The sequence below is a fragment of the Streptomyces gottesmaniae genome (assembly GCF_031845845.1).
In the GTDB taxonomy this organism is placed as follows: domain Bacteria; phylum Actinomycetota; class Actinomycetes; order Streptomycetales; family Streptomycetaceae; genus Streptomyces; species Streptomyces akebiae.
This window is the reverse complement of sequence record NZ_JAVRFJ010000001.1, coordinates 426,102-452,863: the sequence shown is the minus strand read 5'-3', so window position 1 is coordinate 452,863 and position 26,762 is coordinate 426,102. Positions and strand designations below refer to the sequence as shown.

The window sequence follows — 26,762 nt, the reverse complement described above, 5'->3', positions numbered from 1 at the left end:
GCGGGTCCGGCCGCCGTCCCCGTGACGCGGCGCACCCGATCGCCATGGCAGAAACCCCGATGACCCCCGTACTGGATGCCGCGGATCTGCACTGCCGGTCCCTGGAACAGGCGCTCGGCCGGCTCCGTGGCCATGGCCTCGGCCGGATCGCGGAGTGGGGCGGCCTGCTCGCCGACGTCCTGACGACCGGCGGCAGACTGCTGGCCGCGGGCAACGGTGGCAGCGCCGCCCAGGCCCAGCACCTGACCGCCGAGCTGGTGGGCCGGTACCGGCAGGAGCGGCCGGCGTACTCGGCGATCGCCCTGCACGCGGAGACGTCCAGCGTGACCGCCATCGGCAACGACTACGGCTTCGACCACGTCTTCGCCCGGCAGGTCTCCGCCCACGGCCGCCCCGGCGATCTGCTGCTGCTTCTGTCGACGTCGGGCCGCAGCGCCAACCTGATCACCGCGGCCGTCACGGGCCGCCGGGCGGGCCTGCGGGTCTGGGCGATGACCGGGCCCTCGCCCAACCCGCTGGCCGACGCCGCCGACGAGACGCTGGCCATCGACGCCGCCAGCACGGCGACCGTCCAGGAGGCCCATCTGGTCGCCGTGCATCTGTTGTGCGAGTCCTTCGACGCCGCCCTCGCCGAGCCGCCCCTCGGGTCCGCCCTCGGCGCCGGGGCCGGTCGTTCGGTGCCGGTCCGCGGGAGGGTGTCATGACCGGGGCCGGGCCGCTCGTGGTCGTCGGGGACACCCTGCTCGACGAGGACATCGAGGGCACGGCCACGCGGCTGTCCCCGGACGCGCCCGCTCCCGTCGTGGACGTCACCGGCAGGCGGCGACGCCCGGGCGGCGCCGGACTCGCCGCCGCGCTGGCGGCCGAGGGCGGCCGGGACGTGCTCCTGGTGACGGCACTGGGCGACGACGAGGCCGGTGACCTCGTGCGCCGTGCGCTGCGCGGCCGGGTCCGGCTCGTCGAACTTCCCCTGGACGGCACGCTCCCGGTGAAGACACGGGTGCTCGCGGGCGGCCGCCCCGTCGTCCGGATGGACCGGGGCGGCGGTACACCCGGCACACCGGACGCGGCCGTGCGGGAGGCGCTGGAGGAGGCCGTCGCGGTCCTCGTCGCCGACTACGGCCGGCACACGGCGGACGCCGTACGCGACGACCTGGCGGCGATCGCCCCCCGCACGCCGGTGGTGTGGGATCCGCACCCCAGGGGCGGCGCTCCCGTGCCCGGCGCGCGGCTCGTCACGCCGAACGCGGCCGAGACACGGATCCTGTGCCCCGGCGTGGCGCCGACCGTGCGTCGGCACGCGGCGGAAGCCCTCGTACGGACGCCTGCCCCGCCCGAGGGTGAGGACGCGTCGCTGCGCGCCTACGCGGAACGGGGCACCGCGCTGGCCGACCGCTGGCGTGCGGCGGGGGTGGCCGTGACGCTGGGCGAGCGGGGCGCACTGCTGACCAGGTCCGGCGGCGGTACGCCGATGCTGGTCCCGGCGCCCTACCGGGCCGTGGGCGACCCCTGCGGTGCGGGCGACTGCTTCGCGGCCGCGACGGCCGCGGCGCTCGCGGACGGAGCGCTCCCGGAGGAGGCGGTCCAGCGGGCGGTCGCCGAGGCCGCCGCGTTCGTCTCGGCGGGCGGCGCGGGGAACCCAGCCCTGTGGAGCGCGCAGCGGGCCGCCGAACCGGTGGACGAGCCGGGGGCCGACGCGTTCGCACTGGTGGAGCGGGTGCGGGCGCGCGGCGGCACGGTGGTGGCCACCGGCGGCTGCTTCGACCTGCTGCACGCCGGCCATGTGGGCCTGCTGGAGAGCGCCCGGCGCATCGGCGACTGCCTGATCGTGTGCCTCAACTCGGACGCGTCCCTCGCCCGCCGCAAGGGCCCGGGGCGGCCGCTCACCCCCCAGGCCGACCGTGCCCGGGTGCTCGCGGCCCTCGGCAGCGTCGACGCGGTCGTGGTCTTCGAGGAGGACACACCGGAGGCGCTGCTGCGACGGCTGCGGCCCGACGTGTGGGTCAAGGGCGGCGACTACGCCGTCCAGGATCTCCCCGAGGCAAGGGTGCTGCGTGCTTGGGGCGGCCAGGCGGTCGTCCTGCCGTATCTCGACGGCCGCTCGACCACCCTGCTGGCCCGCCGGGCGGCGCGGGCCGCCGTACGGCCCGCCCCCACGAAGGGCCGGGGACGGTGACCGTGACCCGCCGCGCCCACCGGTCGGGGGCACTCGTATGAAGGTCGGTCCAGCGTCTGGCGAGGGCGCGGAGGGGTGCCCCCGGCTGCTCGTGCTCCGGGCGCTGGGGCTCGGTGACCTGCTCACCGCCGTACCCGCGTTGCGGGCTCTGCGCCGGCACCTGCCCGGCCACGAGCTCGTGCTCGCCGCGCCCGCCCGGCTGGCGGCGGCGACGGCGGCGACCGGCCTGGTGGACCGGCTGCTGCCGACGTCCGCCCCCGGGCGCGCGGTGCCGACGCGGCTGGACTGGGCCGGATCCCCGCCCGACCTCGCGGTCGATCTGCACGGCACCGGCCCGCCGAGCCATCTGCTGCTCCAGCGGCTGGACCCAGGGCAGCTCTACGCGTACGCACACCCGGGGACACCCGATGTCCCCGGCCCGGTCTGGCGGGACGACGAGCACGAGCGGGAGCGCTGGTGTCGCCTGCTCGGCTGGTACGGCGTCGCGGCGGACCCCGAGGACCTGCGCGTACCGCCGCCGACGACCCCCTCCCCGGCACCCGGCGCGGTCGTCGTCCACCCCGGTGCCGACGCCGGGGCGCGTCGCTGGCCCGGGGAACGGTTCGCGGCCGTGGCCCGGGAACTGCGCCGGCAGGGGCTGGACGTGGTGGTGACCGCGGGTGCCGGGGAGGAGGGAGCCGCCCGGGCGGTGGCCGCGGCGGCGGGGCTGCCGCAGGACGCCGTGCTGGGCGGCGCGGACGGCGATCTGCCCTTCGACCGGCTGGCGGCACTCGTCGCCGGGGCCCGCTGCGTGGTCGTGGGCGACACCGGACCGGCACATCTGGCCACCGCGCTGGGCACACCGTCGGTCGTCCTGTTCGGCCCCGTCGCACCCCGCCTGTGGGGGCCGCCCGCCCATCCCCGGCACCGGGTGCTGTGGCACCCGGAGGGCGACGACTCGGCCCGCCCCGGCGACGCCCATGGCAGGTCGCCCGACGAACGACTGCTCCGCATCACGGTCGAGGAGGTCCTCGACGCTGTGGGCGCCCTGCTGACGCGTGAGCCAGGCCGCGAGGCACCGGTCGGCGACGCCCGGTGCCTCGCCCCGGGCGGCTTCCGGTGAGGCGCGCGCCGCGCCGCCGGACACGGGTCGCCGGCGCTGTACCCGGCCGTGTCATGCCCCGGCCGACCCAGCCGCGGGTACGCATCGGATGGGCCGGCCGGGTCGCCACCGGGGGCGGGCTCAGGCTGCGGCGCTCAGCCCCGGTCCGTGGGCGCGCGCCGCGCCACCGGCACGGGTCGCAGGCGCTGTGCCCCACCGTGCCATGCCCCGGCCGGCCCAGCCGCTGGTACTCGGCGCATGAGTCCCCCGCGGGTCGCCACCGGGGGCGGGCTCAGGCTGCGGCGCTCAGCCCCGGTCGGTTCGCCACGCCGTGTGCCGCGACGACCGCCGCTTCGGAACCGAGGTCCCGCACCCCGTGCTCCACCGACGGCGTGGTCCGGCGGCCGCGCAGGGCGAAGCCGGCTCCGATCGTGCCCGCGATGACCAGGCCGCCGACCACGAGGGCACCGCGTGCTCCGGCCAGTTCCATCAGGAGCCCCAGCAGCGGAGGGCCGCCGAGGCCCCAGACCGTGCTGACACTGCCCCAGACGCCGAGCACCCGACCCCGCAGGTGGGCCGGAGGATCGGTCTGCAGGACGGTGGTGCCGGCGGTGTCGGAGACGGACTCCACCACGGCCATCGGCAGCACGAGCACCAGCAGCACGGCGAGCGACGGGGAGAATCCGGCCACCGCCTGGAGGAGGGCTCCCCCTGCCGCCAGCAGGCCGACGAGTCGTACCGACGGGTTGCGCAGCCGGGCGCCGAGCACCGCACCGAGGATGCCGCCGACGGCCAGCACCGTCGAGACCGTGCCGAACGCCCCGGCGCCGCCCGCGAGGGGGCCGGTGACGAGCACGGCCAGGGTGAGCCCGTAGTTCCGCCCGAACACCGAACTGACGCCGGTGATGCCGGCCAGCGCGACCAGCCGGGGCCGGCGCGCGAAGAAGGCCAGCCCCTCCAGCACCGTCATGTCCGAGCGCTCCGCCTTCTGCTTCGCCCCGCGCTGGGCGGGAACGACGGCCCTGGCGGACCCCGCTCCCCCTGGCACCTCGCGCACCGGACGGAGGAACGGAATGACCCCGGCGACGAACAGGAACGACAGTCCGTTGGCGGTGTACGCGGCGGCCGTACCGACGAACGCGACGGTGACGCCGGCGAGCGCGGTCCCGGCGAGCCGGCCGGCGCTGTGCACCAGCGAGCCGACACCGATGGCGGACGGCACGTCCTCCTTGCGGACGAGGTCGTTGCCGAGGAGCGCGCAGGCGGGGCCGTCGACCGTGGCGACGAGCCCGGTCACGGCGGCCAGCACCATCAGTACGGTCAGGTCGAGCCGGTCCAGCGCGACGAGGACGGCGGTGACGAACGCCACCGTGCCGAGCAGGGCCTGGCTGACGGCGGCCGTCGTCTTCCGGGGCCACCGGTCCACGGCCGCGCCGCCCGCGAGGCTGACGAGCAGCGCGGGCGCGGCCTGGACGGAGATGGACAGTCCGGTCGCGGCGGCGGAGCCGGTGATCTGCAGGACCAGCAGGTTCTGGACGGTGAGCTGCATCCAGGTGCCCGCGTTGGACAGGAAGTTCGCGAGGGACCACCAGCGCATGCTGGGGTACGTCAGGGACCGCCAAGGCGAACGCGAAGCGTCCGCGGAGGCGGGTGCGGGGGCGGGCGGACGGCCCGTGGGGGAAGAAGGCAAGGTGAGCTACTCGGAGAGGTCCGGGGACTCGGGCAGGGACGGGCGAGGGTGAGGGCGCGACGGCGGGGTCTCGGAACGCCGGCTTCGCTGCGCGGCCGCTCCACCGGATCGGTCCGGAGGCGGTGCCACCGGGTCGGTGTCCCACGACAGGTGTGTCGGGGCCCGCCCTCGGGCACGGCGACGCCCATCGTGGCAGACGGGGCGGGCGAGTCACTTCGACACCGCCGCGACGGCGTGGGACCGGTCCGTCAACTCCCTCCGCCCCACGCGCTCTTGCCCACCCAGGTGGGCTTGCTCACAGGGCGGGGCGGAACGTCCGTCGCACCCCGCACCGGAAGGGTGGTGCGCATGACACGGCCGGCCCGGGAGACGTGTCTTGGTCACCGGCGTCGTCGGCTTCGTCGGCTCGGCTCCCACGCCTGAACCAGCCGGGCTTCCGCGTCCTCGTACCCGGCGGGATCCGGTCCCGGCCGGCCGTCACCCGCCGACAGGGACATGGGCTGTACGTACCGCTCCTCCCCAGCCGTCCCACGGGTTGCTTCGCGGCTCGTCGGGTACTCGCTGCGGCACATGATCGACACGACCGCGAAGGGGGTCCCGCGGTGATCGTCCCTGGAGGAGCCGCACCTGCGGCAGGTCGCGGCCACCTTCACGACACGTGAGCGCACGCGCTCGGGAACATCACGATGACGTGGCAGCGGGCGACGGCCGAGAGCCCGACGACGTCGGCGAGTGCGGGCGGCCGGACCCGCGACCGGGAGAGAGGCGACACGTCATGAGCACCCCTGACGAACTCCCCGTCCTGCGGTCCCTGGGTGACCTGGCGGCCCTGGTACGACGCACCTCTGGTCTCCATGTGCGCTGGTCGCACGGCCCCGACGCCGACCAGGAACTCACGGCGAGCAGGGACGGCCTCACGGGCGTACGGCTGCCGGGCCTGTCCGCCAATCCGCTCGACCTGGAGCCGTGGTGGCGGGATCGGCCTGTCGACCTCTGGGTGGCCCGTCGTCTGTACGACTACTCGCACCTGCCGCGCGAGAAGGGTCCCGGGGTACGCCCATGGGTTCTCCGCGGCCGGGTCGGGGGCCGGGGGCCCGACAACGAGCCCCTGCTCCGTGACGTGGAGCCCATCGCCTGGATCGACGAGACGGTCATCGAAGAGGCTCAGACGACGGTGGAGCGGCAAGAGGGTGAGTGGGGGCCCATGCGGCGCGCCCCCGGGCAGGAGTCCGAGCGGGCCGGGAGCGGGCGGCGCCAGACCCGTCACTGAGTGAGCACCGGGCTGAGGCGCCTCACCCCGTTGCCGGTGGTTCGGCGACTTCCGCCTGGGCCGGGCGCAGGAGCTGGCCGCCGACGCGGTAGCCGGGGCGCAGGATCCTCGTGCACGTGGGCTGCTCGACCTGGTCGGAGTGGGTGCAGGAGACGGCCTCGTACCACACGGGGTCGAAGGGGTCGCCCGCTGTGCCGAAGCACTGCAGCCCGAGGGCGGCGAGTTCACCTTCCAGCACCTCGGTGACGCGCTGGAAGCCGCCGGTGACCTCTCCGTGCTCGCGGGCCTGGTCGATGGCGTCGAGGACAGGGAGAAGGCGGGTGAGTATGTTGGCCACGGCTATCTCGCCGACCGTGCGGCGGTCCCGACCGACCCGCTTGCGGTAGTTGTCGAACTCGGATTTCAGACGCTGCAGGTCCGCTGTGCGTTCCCCCAGTCGCGCGCGCAGGGCGTCGGTCTCGCCCGCGGCGGTATCGCCCGACCGGGCCTGGTCGACAGGCTCGACGTCACCGTGGCGGCGGGGTTCCAGGCTGGTGCCCGGATCCCGCCGCCGGTTGTCGCCGATGATCGACAGCGAGTGCTCGCCGGGACGGTGAGTGTCGCTCGGGCGGGTCATCCGGCACCCTCCCGCCCCTTGTCGTCGTCGACGATCTCGGCGTCGACGACGTCCTCGTCCTGCCCGGCGCCGCCTGCCTCACCACCGGCCGCGCCGCCACCGGCGGCCTGCTGGCCCTGACCCTGCTGCGCCTGGGCGTACATGGCGGTGCCGACCTTCTGAGCCGCCACCATCACCTTCTCCGTCGCCTGGCGCAGGGCCGCCGTGTTGTCACTGTCGGCCGGCTGGTCCTTGAGGGTCTCCTTGAGTTCGGACAGGGCGGTCTCGACCTCCCCCTTCACGTCCCCAGGGATCCTGTCGGCGTTGTCGGTCAGCACCTTCTCCGTCTGGTAGACGACCTGCTCGGCCTGGTTGCGGACCTCGGTCGCCTCGCGTCGCCTACGGTCCTCCTCGGCGTGCTGCTCGGCCTCGCGCATCATGCGGTCGATGTCCTGCTTGGGCAGCGAGGAGCCGCCGGTGACCGTCATCTTCTGCTCCCTGCCGGTGCCGAGGTCCTTCGCCGTGACGTGCATGATGCCGTTGGCGTCGATGTCGAAGGTGACCTCGATCTGCGGGACACCGCGCGGAGCCGGCGGCAGGCCGGTCAGCTCGAACATGCCGAGCCTCTTGTTGTAGGCCGCCATCTCGCGTTCGCCCTGGAAGACCTGGATCTGCACGGAGGGCTGGTTGTCCTCGGCGGTGGTGAACACCTCCGAGCGCTTGGTCGGAATCGTGGTGTTCCGCTCGATGAGCTTGGTCATGATGCCGCCCTTGGTCTCGATGCCCAGGGACAGCGGGGTGACGTCCAGGAGGAGGACGTCCTTGACCTCGCCCTTGAGGACACCGGCCTGCAGGGCGGCGCCGACCGCCACGACCTCGTCGGGGTTGACCCCCTTGTGCGGGTCCTTGCCGGTCAGCTCCCGCACCAGCTCGGTCACCGCCGGCATCCTCGTCGAGCCGCCGACCAGGATGACGTGGTCGATGTCGGACACCTTGATCCCGGCGTCCTTGATCGCGTTGTGGAACGGGCTCTTGCAGCGGTCCAGCAGATCACTGGTGAGCTGCTGGAACTGGGCGCGGGTGAGCTTCTCCTCCAGATGCAGCGGGCCCTGGGCGGAGGCGGTGATGTACGGCAGGTTGACCGTGGTCTCCGAGGACGACGACAACTCGATCTTCGCCCGCTCGGCGGCTTCCCGCAGCCGCTGGACGGCCATCTTGTCCTTGGTCAGGTCCACGCCGTAGTTGTTCTTGAACTGCTGGGCCAGGTGGTCGACGATCCGCTGGTCCCAGTCGTCACCACCGAGGTGCGTGTCACCGTTCGTGGCCTTGACCTCCACCACGCCTTCGCCGATCTCCAGCAGCGACACATCGAACGTGCCGCCACCGAGGTCGAAGACGAGAACGGTCTGGTCGTTCTCCTTGTCCAGCCCGTACGCCAGGGCGGCGGCCGTCGGCTCGTTCACGATCCGCAGCACCTTCAGCCCGGCGATCTCCCCGGCCTCCTTGGTCGCGGTGCGCTGGGAGTCGTTGAAGTACGCCGGAACCGTGACGACCGCGTCCGTGACGTCCTCACCCAGGTACGCTCCCGCGTCCCGCTTGAGCTTCTGCAGCACACGGGCGGAGATCTCCTGCGCCGTGTACCGCTTGCCGTCGATGCTCCCCGAGTCCGGGAACCGCCACTGCGCCTCGCCCATGTGGCGCTTCACGGACCGTACGGTGCGCTCGATGTTGGTGACGGCCTGGCGCTTGGCCACCTCACCGACCAGCACCTCGCCGCTCTTGGCGAAGGCCACCACCGACGGGGTGGTCCGGGCGCCTTCCGTGTTGGTGATGACCGTGGGCTCCCCGCCCTCCAGCACGCTGACGACCGAATTGGTCGTGCCGAGGTCGATTCCCACTGCGCGTGTCATTGATCCTCTCCTTCATCCGCACGCGGACGCCGGTTTTCCGAGGCGCCGCTACCTGCACAGGCGAGCCATTGACCATTTGTCGTCATATTCCAGTTTTTACCCTCCTTGGACGCTTTCGCGACAGCGGGATGTAGTCGCCCATGAGCGTGCGGTCCCACCACCCCAGGGGAGGAGCGTGGCGCGACACGGCCCCCGCGCGGCTTCGGGCACGCGCCGAGTGTCGGCGGCGCGTTGGCCGTTCTCCCGCCGTGACCCTCAGTAGGGTTTCCTCCGCATAAAGCTCCATATCTCCTGCCCGTGCGAGGACCGGCGGCCGACCAGCGCGACGGTCGCAGGCGGTGCCGACGTGCGGGCTCAGACACTCGGGAAGGCACTACGTGAGTCCCAACGGCTGCGACCGATCCCCGCGGCGTCCGATGCGTCGGACGCTGCCGCAGGCGCTGACCGCGGTCCTGGTCCTGGCGACCGTCTCCGGTTGCGAGGCCACCTGGCGGGACTTCCCCCGCCTCGGGATGCCCACCCCGGTCACGGAGGAGGCACCCCGGATCCTCTCCCTGTGGCAGGGCTCGTGGGCGGCCGCGCTCACCGTGGGCGCCCTGGTGTGGGGGCTGATCATCTGGGCGGCGATCTTCCACCGGCGCACCAGGACCAGGGTCGAGGTCCCCCCGCAGTCCCGGTACAACATGCCCATCGAGGTCCTCTACACCGTCGTCCCGCTGATCATCGTCTCGGTGCTCTTCTACTTCACCGCCCGTGACGAGGCCGAGCTTCTCGACCTCTCCGAGAAACCCGCTCACACCATCGGTGTGGTCGGCTTCCAGTGGAGCTGGGCCTTCAACTACGTCGAGGACGTGGACGGCAGAGCCGAGACGGGCGAGGCGAAGGACGCCCCGGCCCTGCGCATCGTCCCGGACAGATTGCGCAGGGCCTTCCCGCCGGGGGCGGAAGGCGTCTTCGACGTCGGCGTCCCCGGCACCCGGAACCCGCAGACCGGCAACCCGGGTCCCACCCTGTGGCTGCCGAAGGGCGAGAAGGTCCGGTTCGTGCTGTCCTCGCGGGACGTCATCCACTCCTTCTGGGTGCTGCCGTTCCTGATGAAGCAGGACGTCTTCCCCGGCCACAACGTCAATGTCTTCGAGGTGACACCCACCCAGGAGGGCACCTACCGGGGCAAGTGCGCCGAACTCTGCGGAGTCGACCACGCCCGCATGCTCTTCAACGTCAAGGTCGTCTCTCCCGAGCGCTACCGGAACCATCTCCGGGAGCTGGCCGACAAGGGGCAGCGCGGCTTCCTCCCGGCAGGCACCGAGATCACCGATCCAGCCAGGAACAACGAGCCCCGCAAACTGTGAGCAGGCCCGCCCTCCTGGCGATGCCCCCGGCGCGGAGTAGGGACATCCGGCCGGGGGTACCCGACGCCTCCCGCCCGGTGAATCACCACCCGGCACGTCCCCTGGAAAGCGAGGCCCTCATGACTGAACAGACACCGTCCCAGGCGGAAGGCGAACGCCAGGGGCCGGGCTGACGAGGCGCAGACCTCGGACCACCGCGACGTTCCACGGACGACCCCCTCTCAGGCAGAGGGAGCAGCAGAGGGAGCAGAGGAAGAAGACGACGACGTGGCGCACGAGGCCGAGAAGGGCGGCAGGGACGACGAGGGCGAGGACGGAAACAAGGCGTGGGAGGCGGGGTGGTCCGGTCCGTGAAACCTGGACAGGCGCGTCTGCGGGACGCGCGTCCGGTCTCGGCTGTGGAAACGGGGTTCCGTCTGCTCGCCCGGCTGCGAAGCGCCCCGGCGCTGCATCCCGACGGGTTGACCTGCCGGGCCGAGGTGGAGGTCGTGGACGACGGCCGGCGACCCTGGGGCGCGCCGTGGATGGACGAACCGGCACGCTACACGGCCCGGGTTCGACTCTCGCGAGCGGCCGGTCTACCCAGGCGGCTGCCCGACGGGCTGGGGCTGGCCGTACGCGTCGAGCAGGCCGCTGGCGCCGACCGCCCCCTCGACCTCCTGTTGACCAGCAGCGGTGAAGGCCGGATCACCCGGCATCTGCCGCGACCGCGCACCGACGCGCTCGGCGGCCCGTACTCCAGCCTGCTCCCCTACCGCATCGGCGGTCGAAGCGGCACCCTGGCCGCCTTCCCCCGCCGAGGTCGGCACACGCACGTGCACGGCGATCCGACGAGCCTGGCCGCGGTCCTCGCCGACGAGCCGCTCGTCTTCGACCTGTGTGCCGAGACGTTCCACCGGTCCTGGCGCGCGTTCGCCGTACTGACGGTTCGGGAGGTTCTGCCCACGCCGCCGGAGGACACCCTCGACTTCGACGTCTACGCCCACGGAGCCCCCGGGTTCACGCCGGGGCGTACCTTGGCCGCGACCCGCCGTGCCGCGTACCGAGGCTCCCGGGCGGGCCGCCACTGAGCGTCCCGCCGGGATTCCACGCATCACGAGAACCGGCACGTCGTCCAGGGCCGCGCCGCACTGACCTGTCCACCGGAACTCGCCCCCGCTCCCCCGTCCGGCGCCGGCCCTCCGTGACGACCTGAGGTTGTCAGCGTGCCGTCCGGGCGGTTCGGCCACGATCGCCCCTGTCGGTCTCGCCCGCCGCCGCACTCGCTGCCAACGCGAGCAGCAGTCCGACGACGCCGACGATGATGTTGTTGACGATGGTGCGTGTGGTGTCCACGTTCCCCGCCACCACCCATGGCGCGACGATGGTCCAGAGTCCGATCAGCGCCGCAGCCCACGCCCTGGCGTGCGTGCGCTCGTAGGCGTGGCCGAAGCCGCTCAGCAGGAACGCGTAGGCGATACCGGTGATCAGGTTGTTGATGGCCAGGGTGCCGAAGTCGGTGAAGCCCGCGATCCAGGGCGAGGCGGCCAGGTACAGGCCGGTGATGAGAGCCAGCGCCTCGACCGCCTGACCCTGCTGGGTCGAGGCCGCCCGTTCGGCCCGGGCGTGGCGCTCCCGCATCTCCTGCATGTCCGGGTGCGACTCCCAGGTGGTCTGGGTCCGGTCGGTCATGCCTGCCTCCTTCGTCAGGGGGCCACGGTTCGCGTCCCCGCTGAGCACCGGGTAACCAGCAAAAAGCCGCAAAACCGTACTTAGCGGTCAGACTCTGCCGTCTGGCCCGCCAGGGAAGACACTCCTCGGCTCCCGCCCCTCCTCGTGCCCCTGCTTCAGCCGAACAGGTCCTTCACGCACTCGAAGGGAGGGCGGGTTCAACCGCCCGGGCGTGTGCCGTGGCCGGGGGCACCGACTGGCTGAAACATGGCCCGCGAAGCCGCGGACCGCGGATGCAACGCGGAGTCGGGGGTACTTCGCACGCCCAGTCGGTCCCCCTCGAAGCTTTCACGAGGAGTACGTCCATGACATTCAATCCGCTGGAGCAGCGGGGCATCCCGCTGGACCGCCAACTGCGCAGCTGGCGTGAGCTGAACGTGCCGCCGATCGACCCCGACCACTGCGACCCGTACACCCGTTGCCGGATCATCACGATGAACGGCATCGAGGTCGAGGCGATCCTCTTCAGTCACCAGCTCGCCCGCAACACCGTCGACCCCGAGGTCAAACGACAGCTCGCCCGGACCCGGTACATCGAGGCACAGCAGCAGAAGGTCGTGAACTGGCTGCTGCCCGGCGTCTCCTCCGTACTGGAGACCACGATCGCGTACGAACAGGTCGCGGTGGACCTGACGGCGTGGGTGGCACGGATGGAGCCCGATCCGTATCTGAAGCAGGCGTACCAGTTCGGCGTCCTGGAGGACTTCGACCACCTGTACCGGTACGCCAACCTGTACGAGATGATCGAGCACCGCAAGGCGGAGTCGATCGTCGACGGGCTGACCGAGGTCATGCCGGGCCGGCCGACGAAGTACCACCACCGCGACCCGTACGACAACGTCCGCGACCCGTACGCGAAGGACGAGACGAACCCGCTGTCGAAGCTGCACGCGCTGACGATCATGTCGGCGGAGCAGCAGACCATGAACTTCTACATGAACACCGGCCCCACCTACATGGAGCCGATCGCCCGCCAGCTCTACCAGGAGATCGGGCTCATCGAGGAGGAACACGTCACCCATTACGAGTCGCTCGTCGACCCGGGTGAGACGTGGTGGGAGCAGCTCGTCAACCACGAGTACAACGAGTGCTACCTCTATCACTCCTTCATGGAGCAGGAGAGCGACCCGAGGATCAAGGCCGTCTGGGAGCTGCATCTGAACATGGAGCTGGAGCACCTCCACGTCGCCTGTGACCTGATGCGCCGCCACGACGGACGCGACCCCGCCTCCGTGCTGGCACCCGAGCTGCCCAACGTGCTCACCTTCGAGCCGAACAAGGAGTACGTGCGCGGACTGCTGGACACGCAGATGGACCTCACCACACTCGGTGCAGGCTATGTGCGCGAGGCGCACGAGCGGTTCGAGGCGATGCAGGAACGGATCCACGGCGGCGAGGCTCCGCCCAGCGAGCGGGTCATGGTGGAGCACGACGACATGTTCGGCCGCGAGTACCGCGTCGAGTCCGAGGGCGAGCACCCCGACCCGGCCATGCGCGAGAAGTGAGGGAGGTCGCGATGACGGAGATCGACACCCCCCATGCCGGCGCCGACGGGGCCGCGGACGACGACGTGGTCGCACTGTTGATGCGGCAGCACGGAGACATCCGCAACCTCTTCGACGAGGTCGAGGCGAGCGGTGGCGAGGAGCGTCGCGACGCCTTCCGCCGTCTGGTGCGGCTGCTGGCCGTGCACGAGACCGCCGAGGAGGAGGTCGTCCATCCCTTCGCACGACGGTCCCTGTCCGGCGGCGCGAAGGTCGTCGAGGAACGGCTCGCCGAGGAACGGGCGGCCAAGGAGACGCTGGCCGCCCTGGACGACGTCGACACCGACGACCCGAAGTTCATGCCCATGCTGATGAAGCTCCGCAAGGACGTCCAGGAGCACGCGCGGGCCGAGGAACGCTACGAGTTCATCCACATCCGCCGCAACGCCGGCGCCGGCAATCTCGCCGCGATGGCCAAGGCCGTCAAGGCCGCCGAAGCCATGGCGCCCACGCGCCCCCACCCGGGCGTCGAGTCGGGGACGGCGAACATGGCGCTCGGGCCGGTCGCCGCGCTCATGGACCGCACCAAGGACGCGGTGCGCAAGGCCATGGGCAAGGAGAGCTGACGATCACAGCGCGGACACCGAGAAACGGGTGGCAGCCCGGACGCGAGGCCGGCTGCCACCTGTTCGGTCGGGCTTGAGCAGGTCGTACCTGAGCAGGGCGTCACCCTTCGGGCTTGATCCGTCCACGCCAGGCTCCGGACTCACCGCCACGGCTCTCGATGTACTCCTTGAACCGCTGCATGTCGCCCTTCACCCGCCGATCGATCATTCCGAGCATGTCACCGGCCTTCTCCGCAGCGCCGGAGGGCTCGATGTCCATGACGAGCTCCACCCGGGTGTGCGTGTCGTCGATGCGCTGGAAGCGGACCGTGCCCTTCTGCCTGGTGTCACCGGTAGTGGTGCGCCAGGTGATGCGCTCGTCGGGGAGCTGGTCGACGATCTCGGTGTCGAATTCGCGCTCCATCCCACCGATCTTGGTCGTCCAATGGTTGTGACGCTCGTCAAGCTGCCTGACTTCCTCGACTCCTTCCATGAACTGCGGGAACTGCTCGAACTGGGTCCACTGGTTGTAGGCGGTGCCCACCGGGACCTCGACTTCTACCGCTTCCTTGACCGTGCTCATGTGAGCCTCCGTGTCTGTATGTCGGCGGGCGCCCACGTCAGCCGACTTCCTCTGTGCCCGGAGTTCACCGGTTGATACCAGGGCGAAGTACCCAAACTCCCTGCGGCTAACCGATACGTCCAATGCCGGGGCCCTTACGCCACCTGACCTCACTACCGCACTGAGGGCACGCCCACCGGTCGGCCCCGGCCGGTCTCCCCGGCCGGGGCCTTTGTCGATCACTGCTCGGTCAGAGTGACCTCGTCGCAGTAGCCGTCGCCGGTTCCGGAGACGAGGTGGCAGTAGATGCGAGCGGTGGTCACGCCTGCCCCCGTCGTGAAGGTCGTCGACTGCTTCGAGTAGGTGCTCGACGTGGTCGAGGCACTCGTGACGGCGGAGCCGTTGTAGAGCTTGGCCTCCAGTGCTGTCGTGGTGCCGGCGGTCTGACTCGCGATCGCGCCGCTCAGCCGGTAGGTGGTGTTCGGCTTGAGCGTGTAGACGAGCTGCCACAGGGCGCCACCGCTCAGGGACGAGTTCGTCAGTCCGGCGGCGTTGCCGTTGGACGACGTGCCCGTGAGCGAGAAGTCACCGTTGCGCCAGGGCACGGTGTGGCCGGACTCGAAGTTGCCGTTGATGACGTGGTTCTTGACGGGGGTGACGGCGAGGTCGTCGCAGTAGCCGTTTCCGCTGCCCGAGCTCTTGTAGCAGTACAGGCGCACGGTGCTGTTCGCCGCGCCGGTGGTGAAGTCGGCGGAGACGAACGTCCACGCGGTGCCGCTGGCGCTCGCCACCGTTTCCAGGCCACCGGTGTTCTTCACGCCGATGTTCATGACCTCACCCGCGACAGCGGACTTCACCCAGCCGGAGACGCGGTACGTCGTCCGGGGCGCGACGGGGACGTAGTTCTCCACGGAGGCCGGCGACGGGCCGAGACGGGCCGCGTAAGTCCCGCTGTGAGCACCCGAGTTCACCACCGAGGCGGAGTTCCACGCGCTCCACGCCGTGAGCGATCCCTTCTCGAAGCCGAGGTTCTCGTTCGCGAGGCAGGTCGCGTCGGACGGCGTGCTGAACTGGTCGGCGCCGATGTCGGGTGCGCAGACCGCGGGAACGGGTGATCCCCAGTAGTCCTTGCCGCCGTTGTCGGGCATGACGACCCCCGCGCCGATGGCCGGGGACGACGCGGTGAGCTGGTAGCCGTCGACGGAGTCGATGCCCGTGCCGCCGCTGCCGGGCGAGACCAGCAGCGGATCGGCGGTGATGTTCCCGTTGCCGGTCGGCTCACTGGCCGGGTGGTTGCCGTAGAAGAGGTTGTTCCGCCAGGCGAAGTTCGAGGCCGGCTGACCGCTGGTGTAGACGTAGCCGCCGCTGCCCAGGTTGTAGACGAGGTTGTTGGCGAGCGTCAGGTCGTTCCAGGCACCCGAGACCTCGAAGATGTTCGCGGTGGAGCCGGAGGGGACGTAGATGGTGTTGTTGTAGAACGTGGAGTCCTGGGAGCCGAGCATGTTGACGACGCGGAGGCGGTCGTCCTCGCTGACGTTGTAGCGGACCACGGCGTTGCTGCTGAGGCGTGACCCTCCGCCGCAGCCGCAGAAGAGGAGGAACCCTCCCTCGTTGTCGTGGCTGTAGTTGTACTGGACGATCGTGCCGTCCTGCCCGTAGTCGACGTCGAAGCCCTGGCCGTCGGGGTTCCCGGTGAGCTTCTTGGTCCCGTACGCCTCGTTGTACTGGATCAGGGTCCCGTCGGAGTCCCAGGCCCAGATGCCGGCGTTCGCCGCGTTGGGGGCCTTCGCCGCGTTGTAGACCACGTTGTGCTCGATGAGGGCGTCCTTCGACATCTGCACCACGATGCCGTCGCCGTCGGTGTCATGAACGGTGTTGTTCCTGACGACGACGCCGGTCCACGGGGTCCAGGCGGGGTTGTTGCATCCGATGGACGGCCGGCACAGCCATGTGCTCGACATGTTGATGCCGCTGCGGGCGATGTTCGCGACGGTGTTGCCGTCGATGACGACGTCGTTGAAGGCGCTGGGCGTCGTGGTCCCGAGAACGGCGAAGAGTATGCCGGCGCTGCCGTCGACTTCCTTCGAGTTGTTGCCGTTCACGTCGTGGATGTTGAGGTTGCTGACCTTGTAGTGGTTGCCGGTGCCGTAGTTCTCGAGCACCACGTAGACACCGCGCCGGGCGTTCGCGCCCTTCACCGCGCCGGTGTTCGTCACCTCCAGGTTGGAGATCTCCCAGTACTCCTGGTTGTGCAGGTAGATCGCGTCCGTGGCACCGCCTGCGGAGATGATCGGCAGGGCGCCCGTGCCGTAGGCGTCGATGGAGATCGACCCCCCTGCCGCGCTGCCCGAGCCCAGCGGGTGCAGGGTGCCGGTGCAGGTCGTCCCTCTCTTCAGCAGCAGCTGGTCCCCTGGCGCGAAGGTCTTCGCGTTCGGGCCGGCCAGTGAGTTCCACGGCGAGCCGGAGGTGCCGGTGCCGTTGGTCGACGCCGAGCAGTCCACGTAGTAGGAGGTGCCCGCCGCGTGGGCCTGCACGGCCGGCGTGAGCACGACCGCGGCGCAGGCGAGCAGCATGGTGACGACCAGGCCTGCGATGAAGCGTCTTATGTCGGTGACATGTCTCATGGTGCCTCTCCCCGTACAACATTGTCGGGTTGGGTGGTTGGGCTCGCCGTGCTCTTGCGGAGCGCGGCGACGATCGCCTGCGTCGGAGCGGGCTGGTTCGCCCAATCGGCGGCCACGTGTCCGTCGGCGCCGATCAGGAGTGTGTGGAGCTGTCCGTCCATGGACAGCGGGGTGCCGGCGGAGGCCGAGTCCGCGGCGACCACGAGGGCGGGCGGGATGGACCAGTTCGCCGCGAAGTTCTGCAGCGCGCCGTCGGTGGTGCGGCCGTCGGAGTCGGTGATGAGGACCCGGACGTCGGGGTACTGCAGCGCCACGCTCTTGAGCGACGGGATCTGGCTCCGCGCGTGCGTTGCTGCGACGTCTCCCTGGTCGTCGACGGGGAGGGCCGATATGAGGGTCGGCCCGGAGACGGCGATCCGGTTCCCGTCGAGCAGGGTCACCCCGGAGCCGGCCGGTCGTTCTTCGGCCTGGCAGGCGGTGACGAGCAGAAGCGCGGGGACGAGCAGGAGCACACCGACGAACGGGATCCTCCCCGTGCGACGGGCCCCCTTCGTCGCCGTTCGTATCCCCGTCACCGGACCGGCCCTTCGAGAGGAAGAACGGGTGCCTCAAGGACTTCGTCGCGGTCGCACACGAGCGTGTCCCCGCTCACCCGCAGGCGGGCGACCTGGATCGAGCTCCGGCGGTCGTTGTCGTCGTTGCCGTGCACGGCAGCTTCGTCGGACCGCCCCGGGTGCGTGAAATAGAAGACATAGGCGCCGAGTTCGCTGGTGACGACATCGGCGTGGTAGCCGTATCCCCCGTCGTCCGGGCCCTGGCCGGAACGGTCGAGGACGAGTCCTCGCGGTTCCCATGTCTCCAGGTCCCGGGAGTGAAGAACCCGCTGTCCATGCCATTCGTCGACGAGCATCCAGTAACTGCCGCCGAGCTCGAAGACGTTGGGGCCCTCGTGCTTCGAGCACTCGACGGCAGGCCCCCGGACGGTCCACCGTGCCAGATCGTCGCTGTCCGCCGCGTAGGTGTGCGCGTGATCGGCCTCGTCCTTGTACCACATGCGGTAGCCGCCTGTGGGGAGCCGCAGGACGCAGGCGTCGATCACCCTGTCGGACGAGAGCGGCAAGGTGGAACGGTAGGTCCACGAGAAGAGGTCGTGGCTCGTGTAGTGACGGATCACGCGCGCGTGGCCCGCCCACCGGGTCGGAACACCCCGGATCACGCTGACGAACATGTGGTACTCGGATCCGTCGTCGACGATCTCGGGCGCCCAGTAGGTGTGGCGCCCTGGCTCGATGTCCAGTCCCTCGGCGGTTCCCCGGTACAGCCAGGTGGCACCGCCGTCCGCGGAGGACGCGATCCCGATGTCGGTCCCGTGGACCCAGCTCACGTCGTTCATCGGTGGCGCGTCCGCGCGTCGGCTCGTGTAGAACATCCACCACTCGCCGGCGTGCCGGTTGAAGATGACCGTGGGGTCGGTCGCGCCGTCGTGCACGGGGTCGCGGAACAGGGGGCGGTCAATGGCTGTCATCGGTGCCTCCCTCAGTCCTGACGGCTCGTCAGGCGGATCATGTTCCAGGACAGCGGTTCGAGTTCGGCGTGGAGGACGCCGTCGCTGACGGTGGTGCCGGTGGCGGTGTGCGGGGTGACGCGGTCGGGCCTGTCCGCGGTGTTGGTGGCCTCCGGGTCGCTGTCCGCCAGGACCAGGTGCTCCGCGAGGGTGAGGGCGTCGAGGCCGCGCAGGTCGATCGTCAGTGGCAGGGCCCGCGTCTGGCCACGGTTGACGGCGAAGACGGTGACGGCGCCCGTCTCGTCGTCGGTCACCGCGGTGGCGTGCAGCAGCGGTACGTCACCGAAGCGGGCGGTCGGGTACGTCGGGCTGTCCACCTCGACGCGCAGCACCCGGCCGCGCCCGTACGCCGACGCCTGGGCGAAGGGGTAGAAGGTGGTCTGCCGCCACGCGGGGCCGCCCGGCTCGGTCATGATCGGCGCGATGACGTTGACGAGCTGCGCGAGGGAGGCCGCGGTGACCCGGTCGGCGTGCCGCAGCAGGGCGATCATCAGCGAGCCGAAGACCACGGCGTCGGTGACGGTGTAGACGTCCTCCAGCAGGCGCGGCGCCTGCTGCCACTCCTCCACGGCGTGCGGGTTGGGCCGCTTCTGGTACCAGACGTTCCACTCGTCGAAGGAGAGGTTGATGTGCTTCTTCGCCTTGAGGCGGGCGCGCACGTGGTCGCAGGTGGCGACGACCGACTCGATGAAGTGCTCCATGTCGACGGCGGAGGCCAGGAAGGAGTCCCGGTCGCCGTCGATCTCCTCGTAGTAGGCGTGCAGGGAGACGTGGTCCACGAGGTCGTACGTGGCCTGGAGGACGGTCGACTCCCAGGAGGCGAAGGTCGGCATGGCGGAGCTGGAGCTGCCGCAGGCGACCAGTTCCAGACCGGGGTCGACCTGCCGCATGGCACGGGCGGTCTCGGCGGCGAGACGGCCGTACTCCTCGGGTGTCTTGTGGCCGGTCTGCCAGGGGCCGTCCATCTCGTTGCCCAGGCACCACATCCGGATGCCGTACGGCTCTTTGTCGCCGTGGGCGGCGCGGCGGTCGGACAGCTCCGTGCCGCCGGGGTGGTTCGCGTACTCCAGCAGCCGTACCGCGTCCTCCACGCCTCGGGTGCCGAGGTTGACGGCCATCATGGGCTCCATGCCGGTCTTGCCGCAGAAGTCCATGAACTCGCCCAGGCCGAACTGGTTGGTCTCGGTGGACTTCCAGGCCAGGTCCAGCCGGGCCGGCCGCTCCTCGCGCGGGCCCACGCTGTCCTCCCAGCGGTAGCCGGAGACGAAGTTGCCGCCGGGGTAGCGGACGGTGGTGACACCGAGTTCGCGGACCAGCTCCAGGACGTCCTGGCGCAGTCCGTCCGCGTCGGCGGTGGGATGGCCGGGCTCGTAGATGCCGGTGTAGACGCAGCGCCCCATGTGCTCGACGAACGATCCGAACACACGTGGGTTGACACTGCCGACCGCGAAGGCCGGATCGAGGGTGAAGCGGGCGGCGGGCGTGGTGCCGGGCTCGGACATGACTGCCTTTCAGGTGTGACGAGGAAGGAGGCCGGGAGGGAGCGGGAGGAAGGGGGTTCAGAGCGCCAGCGCGCAGACCACCGAGGGGGCGGCGACCGGCGGGTGGAGGTGGGTGAGGGTGCCGTCGTCCAGGACCCGCAGGGCGGCGAGCGTGCCGCTGTGCTGGTTGGCGACGAGCAGGTGGCCGGCCGCCAGGGTCAGGCCGCGGGGCCATGTGCCGCCGGCGGGTACCTCGTCGACCGCTTCCAGGGTGGTGCCGGTGAGGCGGAACGCGGCGACCGTGTCGGCGCCCCGGTTGCTCACCCACACGAAGCGTCCGCAGGGTGAGGCCACGATTCCGGCGGGCTGGTTGACGACGTCGTGGGCTGTCGTGGCAGGAGTGGAGGAGACGGCCGTCAGGGTGCCGTCGGTGGTGTCGTAGCGATGGCAGGTGACGGTCGAGGACAGCTCGTCGGCGCTGAACACCAGGTCACCGCCGGGGGCGAAGGCGAGGTGGCGGGGGCCGGATCCGGCGCGCGTCGTGGTCACCGCGACCCGCTCCAGGGTGCCGGTGCGGGTGTCCAGCCGATACGTGAACACCGCGTCCGCCCCCAGGTCGGTCACCAGGAGGAAGCGGCCCACGGGGTCGAGGAGGACCTGGTGGGCGTGGCTGCCCTCCTGGCGTCCGGTGACCGGGCCCGAGCCCTGATGGACGACGAGGTCGGTGGGCTCCAGCAGGCGTCCGTCCGCGCCGAGGCGGTGCACGGCGACGGTGCCCGGCGCGGTGTCGCTGCCGTAGTTGGCGGTCAGCAGCCACTCGCCGCCCGGGTGGACGGTGAGGTGGCACGGGTTCGCCCCACCACTGTTCATCGGTTCGCCCAGCGGGGACAGGGTGCCGTCGCCGCTGCGGGCGACGGCGCTGACGGTGCCCGTCCCGGTCTCGTTCGTGCTGTAGACGACGTCGAGCGACGGGTGAGCGGCCAGGAAGGAGGCACCGCTGACGGGCAGCGGCTTCACCTGGCCGTCGTACGTCATGCGGCCGGTGGCGGGGTCGAGGAGCAGCGCGGCGATGCCGGGGCCGTCCCCGCCGGAGTCCGGTGTGTAGGAGCCGGTGAGGAAGGGGATCGTGCCGGTGGAGGGGCTTGTGGGCATGGGTGGTCCTGAGAGTCGCTGTGCCGGGGCGGAAGGAGGGGTCAGCGGACGATGTCGTCGTGGTGGTCGAGCAGTCCCAGGTCGGAGCGCCGGGGCAGGCCCTCCCAGTCGCCGGCGGTGCTCACCGCGAAGGCGCCGAGCAGGGCCGCCGTCCGCAGCCGCCGCTGCGGGGGCTCCCCCGCGAGCAGTTCGGCGAGGTAGCCGGCGGCGAACGCGTCTCCCGCGCCCACCGAGTCGTGGACCTGGACCGGTACGGCGGGCTGCCGGTGGGGCTGTCCGTCGAGGAGGGCGTACGCCCCGTCGGCACCGATCTTGATCACGGCTCCGCCGGGTCCGAGGTCGCAGATGCCCCGGGCGAGTTCCTCCGGTCCTTCGGCACCGGGCACCACGAGCCCGGCCTCGTGCGGTCCGGCGAAGACCAGGTCGCTCCGGCGCAGCAGAGGCAGCAGGGCGCGCCGCGCCTCGGCCTCGCTCCACAGCAGCGCGCGGAAGTTGACGTCCAGGGAGATGGTCACGCCGGCGTCGGCGGCGATGTCCACGGCCCGGGTCACGGCCTGGGCGGGGCCCTCACCGAGCGCCGGGGTGATGCCCGTGATGTGGAGGACCGCCGCCCCCGTGACGACGTGCTCGGGGATGTCGTCGGCGGTGAGCCGGGCGCCGGCCGTGTGGGTGCGGTAGTAGCGCGTACGGCTGCGGCTGGAGGTACGGCGTTCCTTCAGCAGGAGGGAGGTGGGGGCGGCGTCGCGCGCGGCGACGGTGGTGACCCCTTCGGCCCGCAGTTCCCGCAGGACGAGTTCGCCGAGTTCGTCGTCGCCCACCCGGCCGATCCAGGTCGCGGAGCCGCCGAGCCGGCTGACCCCGATGGCGACGTTGGCCTCCGCGCCGGCGATCCCCAGCCGCAGGGCCGTGCCGAGCGCGAACGGGCCGGGATCCCGGGCCGCCATGACGGCGAGCACGTCGCCGAGGGTGACGAGGTAGGGCTCGCCCGGCGGGGGTGCGGTCACGCTCACGCCGTCGCCTCCCCGGCCCGTGCGGTGGTCCCTACCGCGTCCAGCAGGGCGAGTGCCCTCGTGGTGAGGGCACCCAGTGCCTGGGGAGTCGGGGCCTGGTCCGCCCCGCGCAGCAGCGGGGAGCCGATGCCGACCGCGCACGCGCCCGCGTCCAGGTAGTCCCGCGCCTCGTCGATGCCGACGCCGCCGACGGCGAGGAGTGGGATGTCGGGCAGGGGCGCTCGCAGTTGGCGCAGGTGAGCGGGGCCGCCCGTGCTCGCGGGGAACAGCTTGACGGCGGCGGCGCCGGCCCGCCACGCCTGTGACACCTCGGTCGGTGTCCAGGCCCCCGGGTAGCACGGGACACCCCGGTCGGCCGCGCCGCGGACGACTTCGGTGTCCACGACGGGCGCGACGAGGAACTCCGCTCCCGCCGCCAGGGCGTCCCTGGCCTGGTCGCCGGTGATCACGGTGCCCGCGCCGACCGCCACGTCGGGTCCGAGTTCCGCCCGGATGCGGGCCAGCGCGTCGAGCGCTCCGGCGGTGGTGAGGGTGACCTCCAGGCAGGTGACGCCGCCGGAGGCGAGGGCCCGGGCCACGGCGGGCAGCCCGGAGGCGTCGGCCGATCTGAGGATGGCCATGACCCGGGTCCGGCCGAGCTGCGGGGTGAGGGCGGGACGCTGCGTCATGACCCCACCGCCGCGGGGGACATGGGGGCTCCCTGGGTGTCGGTCATGCGAGTTCCTTTGCTGGCGAGGTACGCGGGTGGAGGCGGATCAGAGAGGCGTCGGTAAGGGCGGACCGGAGGTGCCTCGGTGCGGGCGGGTCATTTGAGTCCGGAGGTGGCGACGCCGGCGACGAAGCCGCGCTGCATGATCAGGAACAGCGCCAGCACCGGCAGGACGTACATCACGGCGCCGGCCGCGACGAGGTTGGAGAGCGGTTCGCCGTGCGCGTTGACGTAGCCGGTGGCGAGCTTGACGGCGAGCGTGGTGTGGTCGTCGTCGAGCAGCAGCGCGGGCGCGATGTAGTCGCCCCACGTCCAGGCGAAGGACAGGATGAGACTGGTGGCGATGACCGGCCAGGACTGCGGGAGGAAGATCCGCGCGAAGATGCGGATGGTTCCGCAGCCGTCGACGATCGCCGCCTCCTCCAGTTCCTTCGGCATGTTCACGAAGAACTGCCGGAACAGGAAGATCAGGTACGGTGCGCCGCACAGACCCCACAGCACCCATGGCATGTAGGTGTTGAGCAGGTTCAGCTTGGCGAACATCAGATAGGTCGGGATGAGGGTGATGACCGCCGGCAGCATCATCGTCGACATGAGCACCCCGAAGATCAGCCGCTTGCCGGGTGCCTCGAGCCGGGCGAACCCGAAGCCGGCCCAGGCCGAGGCGAAGGTCACCAGGACCGAGTAGGTCACGGAGATCGTCAGGGAGTTGCGGGCGTATCCCAGGTAGTCGAACGCGGTCAGGGCGTCCTGGAAGTTGGCCAGGTCCGGTTGGTGCGGCCACCAGTGGATGGGCAGGGCACGCAGCTCGGCGGGGGCTTTGAGGGCGGTGACGGCGAGCCAGCCGAAGGGACTGAGGAAGAGTACGAGGCAGGCCACCAGGAGCATGTAGGTGGCGGTACGCCGGGACAGCACCATCACGCGCCTCCGATCGTGCGGCGCTTGGTCTTCGCGGATTCCGGCTCCACCGAGTAGAAGACCGCGCCCCTGCTGAGTCTGAAGAGGAGGAAGGTGATGAGGATGATGACCAGGAAGAGCACCCACAGCATCGCCGAGGCGTAGCCGTAGCGTCCGTTGGCGAAGTACTGGGCGAAGACGTCGATCATGTAGAAGTAGTTGCTTTCGGGGACGGACGTCACGCCGGCCGGGGTGGGGTTGATCGCGATCAGCAGTGGCGCGAAGCTCTGCAGCGCCCCGATGATCCCGGTGACGACCTGGAAGAAGATCACCGGCGAGAGCAGCGGGAGGGTGATCCGGGTGAAGGACTGCCAGGGACTGGCGCCGTCCACCCGTGCCGCCTCGTTCAGCTCCTTGGGGATGTCCTGCAGACCGGCCAAGGAGATGATCATGACGTTGCCCACGGCCCACATCGTCAGGGCGACCAGCACCCAGCGGGCGTACGGATCCACCAGCCAGGGCACGCCGTTGATGTGAAGGAGGTCGAGGATCCCGTTGGCGGCGCCCGAGTCCCGGTCGAAGATCAGTTTGAAGGTGAGGGCCGCGCCGACCGGCGGTACGACGGCGGGCAGGTACAGCAGGGTGCGGAAGACACCGCGGGCGCGTATCGGCTGGTTGACCAGCACCGCGAGGAGCAGTCCCCCGATGATCGACAGCGGCACGGTGATCGCGGTGAAGAGCCCGGTGCGTCCCAGTGACGCCATGGTGTCGGGGTCGGTGAAGACCTCACGGTAGTTGGCCAGACCGACGAAGCTGACGTTCGGGGAGAGCCCGTCGGAGTTGGTGAAGCTGAGCCACAGGGCGTAGCCGAGGGGGTAGGCCGTCAGGGCCAGGAAACCCAGCAGCCACGGGCCGGCGAACAGGTAGAAGGCCCCGGCCCTGCGCTGTCTGAGGGAGAGCCGCCCGCCGGCGGGCCGCACCCTCGTCCCCACGGCCGGGGACGAGGGGCGCGGCCGCCGGGTGGGCCGCCCAGCAAGCTGATCGGTGCTCACCCCACGAGCTCCTTGCCCTTGGCGATGAGCGCGTTCATCTGCGTGTTCAGCTGGTCGGCGACCTTCCCCGGGGATGTCGTGGACTTGATGGCGCCCGGCAGAACCTTGTTGATCACGGCGTCCAGGGCTGTCGTCTGCACGTACGGGGTGACGGTCAGCACCGAGAAGTACGGGAGCTCCTGCTCCTGCACCTTGAAGGCCTGCTTCTGGAAGGTCGTGTTCTGCGGCATCTGCGGGCGCAGCGACTTGAGCGTGGGGATGCCCCAGCCGCTGCTGGCCCGGTCCTTGGCGGGCCGCCCGCCGAAGTACCACTCGAAGAACTTCCAGGCGGCGTCCTTGTGCTTGGCCTCCTTGGGTATCCAGTAGCCGGTGGCGCCGAAGCACGGGCTGATGCGCGTGCCGCCCGCCATCTGCGGGGCGGGAGCGAAACGTGACACCTCGGCCTTCTTGGCGTCACCGCCGATGGCCCCGCCGAACCAGTAGCCGTCGCAGGCCATCGCCATCCGGCCCGCCTGGTAGGTGGGCCAGTCCCAGCCGTCCGGGTTGGGGTTGGCGGCGTTCGGGCCGATGTCCGCCCTGGCGTACTCCAGGTACCACTTCAGCGCGTTGCGCGCCTCGGGAGACGAGAAGTCGACCGAGGCGAGGTCCTCGGCGAAGAGGCTGCCGCCGCCGGACGCGGTCATGTTCAGGAACATGGCGAAGTTGCCGAGCCCGGTGGCGTTGAGCCCGTAGACCTTGACCTTGCCGCGCCGGTGCTTGACGAGCTTCTTGCCGAGGTCGAACCACTCGTCGTAGGTGAGCGGTTCGGTGTCGCTCGGGCGGTCCAGGCCCGCGGCGTCGAACAGGTCGGTGCGGTACCAGAACATCGCGTCCTGGGAGTAGTCCTTCGCCATGCCGTAGCGGGGGCCGGCCCCCTGCTTCTTTCCGTCGAAGCGCCACAGGTCGTTGACCGGGTCCAGGTCGGACGGATCGAGCACGGAGCTCTTCTCGAAGTACGAGTCGAGCTCGCTCATCAGCCCGCGTGCGGCGAAGTACGGCGTCTCCAGCGCACCACTGCCACGGACCAGGTCCGGCGGGTTGTGGGCGGCCAGCATGGCGTTGAGCTTGGTGGCGTCGTACGTGATCAGGCTGATCTTCACGCCCAGCGCCTGCTCGGCGGCCTTGATGGTCTTGGGGTCCAGCTCGTTGGCCTGGGACATGACGGTGAGCGTGGTCCTGGCACCGCTCTTGCCGCCGGAGTCGCCGTCGTCGCTGACGGAGGCGGCACAGCCGGACAGTGCGCTGGCGGAGAGTGCGGCACCGGCGGAGACGGCGAGGAAGCGACGTCTGTCGAGAGAGGTCGTCGTCGACATGGGCATGCTGATGGGCCTTTCGTGCGGGGCGTACGCGGGTGCGGGGCGTACGGCGGCTGCGGAACGTACGACGGGGTCCATGGCGGCATGAGGGGCTGCCGCGAGAAGCGAACGGGGAAGCACTGCGGCCGGTGGATCACCGGCTCGCTCGGCGGTGGTGCGAGATGCCCCGGACCGGGCGCCTCCGTCTGCGTGGACGAGTGCGCGCACCGGTGCCGGGAGACCACGGGTGCGACGGTGGTCGCGTCCGCGGTGAGCTCGGGGCGGCTCCTCGGCTCATCTGACTGCGCGTCAACATGGCCGACATCTAGCGGTATCGATACAGCCGGTTTCGGGGGCTCTGCTCAGACCTATCGCTTATTTCCGTCTGAGGAAACCGGTTGACTGAAACTTTCGCGAACGTTAGGTTGCGTCGCCAGAAGGTGTCAAGAGGTTGTAATGAGTCACCCTCGGTCCGCACCAGCGGAACAGGGCGACACCCATCGG

The 26,762-nt window shown here is 70.9% G+C and carries 23 protein-coding genes; 8 read left to right on the top strand and 15 right to left on the bottom strand.

Annotation, left to right across the window (positions count from 1 at the left end):
- Positions 1-44: 44 nt before the first annotated feature.
- From RM704_RS01930 to RM704_RS01920, 3 genes are read left to right on the top strand one after another with little or no spacing between them, the layout of a single operon-like run.
- Entirely contained in the window at positions 45-704 is a 660-nt protein-coding gene (locus RM704_RS01930; RefSeq protein WP_311588920.1) for a D-sedoheptulose-7-phosphate isomerase, read from the top strand.
- Positions 701-2,176 carry a D-glycero-beta-D-manno-heptose 1-phosphate adenylyltransferase gene (rfaE2, locus tag RM704_RS01925; RefSeq protein WP_033527668.1) on the top strand — a complete coding sequence of 492 codons (1,476 nt, stop codon included), beginning with the start codon at positions 701-703 and terminating at the stop codon, positions 2,174-2,176. Before RM704_RS01930 ends, rfaE2 begins: the two co-directional genes overlap by 4 nt.
- A 37-nt stretch (positions 2,177-2,213) precedes the next feature.
- Complete coding sequence (locus RM704_RS01920; protein ID WP_078937142.1) at positions 2,214-3,278, top strand: glycosyltransferase family 9 protein; 1,065 nt, start codon at positions 2,214-2,216, stop codon at positions 3,276-3,278.
- A gap of 271 nt (positions 3,279-3,549) precedes the next feature.
- Here RM704_RS01920 and RM704_RS01915 read toward each other — a convergent pair whose 3' ends face one another.
- Positions 3,550-4,854: an MFS transporter gene (locus tag RM704_RS01915; RefSeq protein ID WP_033527669.1), complete on the bottom strand. Its 1,305-nt coding sequence runs from the start codon at positions 4,852-4,854 to the stop codon at positions 3,550-3,552.
- A gap of 868 nt (positions 4,855-5,722) precedes the next feature.
- On the opposite strand from RM704_RS01915, the gene RM704_RS01910 reads away from it, so the two are divergent.
- Positions 5,723-6,217, top strand: a complete 495-nt coding sequence (locus RM704_RS01910) for a DUF6098 family protein (protein ID WP_033527670.1) — start codon at positions 5,723-5,725, stop codon at positions 6,215-6,217.
- 22 nt (positions 6,218-6,239) lie between these two features.
- Here the strand turns inward: RM704_RS01910 and grpE are convergent, their stop codons facing one another.
- Positions 6,240-6,833, bottom strand: a complete 594-nt coding sequence (grpE, locus tag RM704_RS01905; RefSeq protein WP_033527671.1) for a nucleotide exchange factor GrpE — start codon at positions 6,831-6,833, stop codon at positions 6,240-6,242.
- Positions 6,830-8,722: a molecular chaperone DnaK gene (dnaK, locus tag RM704_RS01900; RefSeq protein ID WP_033527672.1), complete on the bottom strand. Its 1,893-nt coding sequence runs from the start codon at positions 8,720-8,722 to the stop codon at positions 6,830-6,832. Before dnaK ends, grpE begins: the two co-directional genes overlap by 4 nt.
- Before the next feature lie 377 nt (positions 8,723-9,099).
- Between dnaK and ctaC the strand changes: the two genes are divergently transcribed.
- The gene (gene ctaC, locus RM704_RS01895) at positions 9,100-10,074 is read left to right on the top strand and encodes an aa3-type cytochrome oxidase subunit II (protein ID WP_033527673.1); all 975 of its coding nucleotides are present in this window, start codon (positions 9,100-9,102) and stop codon (positions 10,072-10,074) included.
- 398 nt (positions 10,075-10,472) lie between these two features.
- A complete protein-coding gene (locus RM704_RS01890; RefSeq protein ID WP_033527674.1) occupies positions 10,473-11,144 on the top strand; it encodes a hypothetical protein in 672 nt (223 codons plus the stop codon).
- 130 nt (positions 11,145-11,274) lie between these two features.
- Here the strand turns inward: RM704_RS01890 and RM704_RS01885 are convergent, their stop codons facing one another.
- Positions 11,275-11,745 carry an SPW repeat protein gene (locus RM704_RS01885; protein WP_033527675.1) on the bottom strand — a complete coding sequence of 157 codons (471 nt, stop codon included), beginning with the start codon at positions 11,743-11,745 and terminating at the stop codon, positions 11,275-11,277.
- A 344-nt stretch (positions 11,746-12,089) separates the two neighbouring features.
- On the opposite strand from RM704_RS01885, the gene RM704_RS01880 reads away from it, so the two are divergent.
- The gene (locus RM704_RS01880; protein ID WP_033527676.1) at positions 12,090-13,289 is read left to right on the top strand and encodes a hypothetical protein; all 1,200 of its coding nucleotides are present in this window, start codon (positions 12,090-12,092) and stop codon (positions 13,287-13,289) included.
- 11 nt (positions 13,290-13,300) lie between these two features.
- Positions 13,301-13,894: a hemerythrin domain-containing protein gene (locus RM704_RS01875; RefSeq protein ID WP_033527677.1), complete on the top strand. Its 594-nt coding sequence runs from the start codon at positions 13,301-13,303 to the stop codon at positions 13,892-13,894.
- A 100-nt stretch (positions 13,895-13,994) separates the two neighbouring features.
- Here RM704_RS01875 and RM704_RS01870 read toward each other — a convergent pair whose 3' ends face one another.
- From RM704_RS01870 to RM704_RS01820, 11 genes are all read right to left on the bottom strand, one after another.
- Positions 13,995-14,456 (bottom strand): SRPBCC family protein, encoded by a 462-nt coding sequence (locus RM704_RS01870; protein ID WP_033527678.1) that lies wholly within the window; start codon positions 14,454-14,456, stop codon positions 13,995-13,997.
- A 218-nt stretch (positions 14,457-14,674) separates the two neighbouring features.
- Positions 14,675-17,059, bottom strand: coding sequence for a carbohydrate binding domain-containing protein (locus RM704_RS01865; RefSeq protein ID WP_052146058.1), 2,385 nt, complete (start codon positions 17,057-17,059; stop codon positions 14,675-14,677).
- Positions 17,056-17,634 carry a hypothetical protein gene (locus RM704_RS01860; RefSeq protein ID WP_157856705.1) on the bottom strand — a complete coding sequence of 193 codons (579 nt, stop codon included), beginning with the start codon at positions 17,632-17,634 and terminating at the stop codon, positions 17,056-17,058. The genes RM704_RS01865 and RM704_RS01860 overlap by 4 nt, the downstream gene beginning before the upstream one ends.
- Complete coding sequence (locus tag RM704_RS01855) at positions 17,631-18,584, bottom strand: glycoside hydrolase family protein (RefSeq protein ID WP_033527680.1); 954 nt, start codon at positions 18,582-18,584, stop codon at positions 17,631-17,633. Before RM704_RS01855 ends, RM704_RS01860 begins: the two co-directional genes overlap by 4 nt.
- Positions 18,585-18,595: 11 nt before the next feature.
- Positions 18,596-20,125, bottom strand: coding sequence for an arabinosylfuranosidase ArfA (arfA, locus tag RM704_RS01850; RefSeq protein WP_033527681.1), 1,530 nt, complete (start codon positions 20,123-20,125; stop codon positions 18,596-18,598).
- 57 nt (positions 20,126-20,182) lie between these two features.
- Positions 20,183-21,256, bottom strand: a complete 1,074-nt coding sequence (locus tag RM704_RS01845; protein WP_033527682.1) for a lactonase family protein — start codon at positions 21,254-21,256, stop codon at positions 20,183-20,185.
- Positions 21,257-21,297: 41 nt separating this feature from the next.
- Positions 21,298-22,266 carry a sugar kinase gene (locus RM704_RS01840; protein ID WP_311588893.1) on the bottom strand — a complete coding sequence of 323 codons (969 nt, stop codon included), beginning with the start codon at positions 22,264-22,266 and terminating at the stop codon, positions 21,298-21,300.
- Positions 22,263-22,934 carry a bifunctional 4-hydroxy-2-oxoglutarate aldolase/2-dehydro-3-deoxy-phosphogluconate aldolase gene (locus RM704_RS01835; protein WP_033527683.1) on the bottom strand — a complete coding sequence of 224 codons (672 nt, stop codon included), beginning with the start codon at positions 22,932-22,934 and terminating at the stop codon, positions 22,263-22,265. The genes RM704_RS01840 and RM704_RS01835 overlap by 4 nt, the downstream gene beginning before the upstream one ends.
- A 137-nt stretch (positions 22,935-23,071) precedes the next feature.
- Complete coding sequence (locus RM704_RS01830; protein ID WP_033527684.1) at positions 23,072-23,893, bottom strand: carbohydrate ABC transporter permease; 822 nt, start codon at positions 23,891-23,893, stop codon at positions 23,072-23,074.
- On the bottom strand, positions 23,893-24,924 hold the full coding sequence (locus tag RM704_RS01825) for a carbohydrate ABC transporter permease (RefSeq protein ID WP_033527685.1): 1,032 nt from the start codon (positions 24,922-24,924) through the stop codon (positions 23,893-23,895). The genes RM704_RS01830 and RM704_RS01825 overlap by 1 nt, the downstream gene beginning before the upstream one ends.
- Positions 24,921-26,357 (bottom strand): extracellular solute-binding protein, encoded by a 1,437-nt coding sequence (locus RM704_RS01820; protein WP_311588887.1) that lies wholly within the window; start codon positions 26,355-26,357, stop codon positions 24,921-24,923. Before RM704_RS01820 ends, RM704_RS01825 begins: the two co-directional genes overlap by 4 nt.
- Between the last annotated feature and the right edge of the window lie 405 nt (positions 26,358-26,762).

Bases quoted from the DNA above. Each gene is read 5' to 3' on its own strand.
- RM704_RS01930 (WP_311588920.1), top strand. From the start codon at position 45: ATGGCAGAAACCCCGATGACCCCCGTACTGGATGCCGCGGATCTGCAC.
- rfaE2 (WP_033527668.1), top strand. From the start codon at position 701: ATGACCGGGGCCGGGCCGCTCGTGGTCGTCGGGGACACCCTGCTCGAC.
- RM704_RS01920 (WP_078937142.1), top strand. From the start codon at position 2,214: ATGAAGGTCGGTCCAGCGTCTGGCGAGGGCGCGGAGGGGTGCCCCCGG.
- RM704_RS01915 (WP_033527669.1), bottom strand. From the start codon at position 4,854: ATGCGCTGGTGGTCCCTCGCGAACTTCCTGTCCAACGCGGGCACCTGG.
- RM704_RS01910 (WP_033527670.1), top strand. From the start codon at position 5,723: ATGAGCACCCCTGACGAACTCCCCGTCCTGCGGTCCCTGGGTGACCTG.
- grpE (WP_033527671.1), bottom strand. From the start codon at position 6,833: ATGACCCGCCCGAGCGACACTCACCGTCCCGGCGAGCACTCGCTGTCG.
- dnaK (WP_033527672.1), bottom strand. From the start codon at position 8,722: ATGACACGCGCAGTGGGAATCGACCTCGGCACGACCAATTCGGTCGTC.
- RM704_RS01885 (WP_033527675.1), bottom strand. From the start codon at position 11,745: ATGACCGACCGGACCCAGACCACCTGGGAGTCGCACCCGGACATGCAG.
- RM704_RS01880 (WP_033527676.1), top strand. From the start codon at position 12,090: ATGACATTCAATCCGCTGGAGCAGCGGGGCATCCCGCTGGACCGCCAA.
- RM704_RS01875 (WP_033527677.1), top strand. From the start codon at position 13,301: ATGACGGAGATCGACACCCCCCATGCCGGCGCCGACGGGGCCGCGGAC.
- RM704_RS01870 (WP_033527678.1), bottom strand. From the start codon at position 14,456: ATGAGCACGGTCAAGGAAGCGGTAGAAGTCGAGGTCCCGGTGGGCACC.
- RM704_RS01865 (WP_052146058.1), bottom strand. From the start codon at position 17,059: ATGAGACATGTCACCGACATAAGACGCTTCATCGCAGGCCTGGTCGTC.
- RM704_RS01855 (WP_033527680.1), bottom strand. From the start codon at position 18,584: ATGACAGCCATTGACCGCCCCCTGTTCCGCGACCCCGTGCACGACGGC.
- arfA (WP_033527681.1), bottom strand. From the start codon at position 20,125: ATGTCCGAGCCCGGCACCACGCCCGCCGCCCGCTTCACCCTCGATCCG.
- RM704_RS01845 (WP_033527682.1), bottom strand. From the start codon at position 21,256: ATGCCCACAAGCCCCTCCACCGGCACGATCCCCTTCCTCACCGGCTCC.
- RM704_RS01835 (WP_033527683.1), bottom strand. From the start codon at position 22,934: ATGACGCAGCGTCCCGCCCTCACCCCGCAGCTCGGCCGGACCCGGGTC.
- RM704_RS01830 (WP_033527684.1), bottom strand. From the start codon at position 23,893: ATGGTGCTGTCCCGGCGTACCGCCACCTACATGCTCCTGGTGGCCTGC.
- RM704_RS01820 (WP_311588887.1), bottom strand. From the start codon at position 26,357: ATGGACCCCGTCGTACGTTCCGCAGCCGCCGTACGCCCCGCACCCGCG.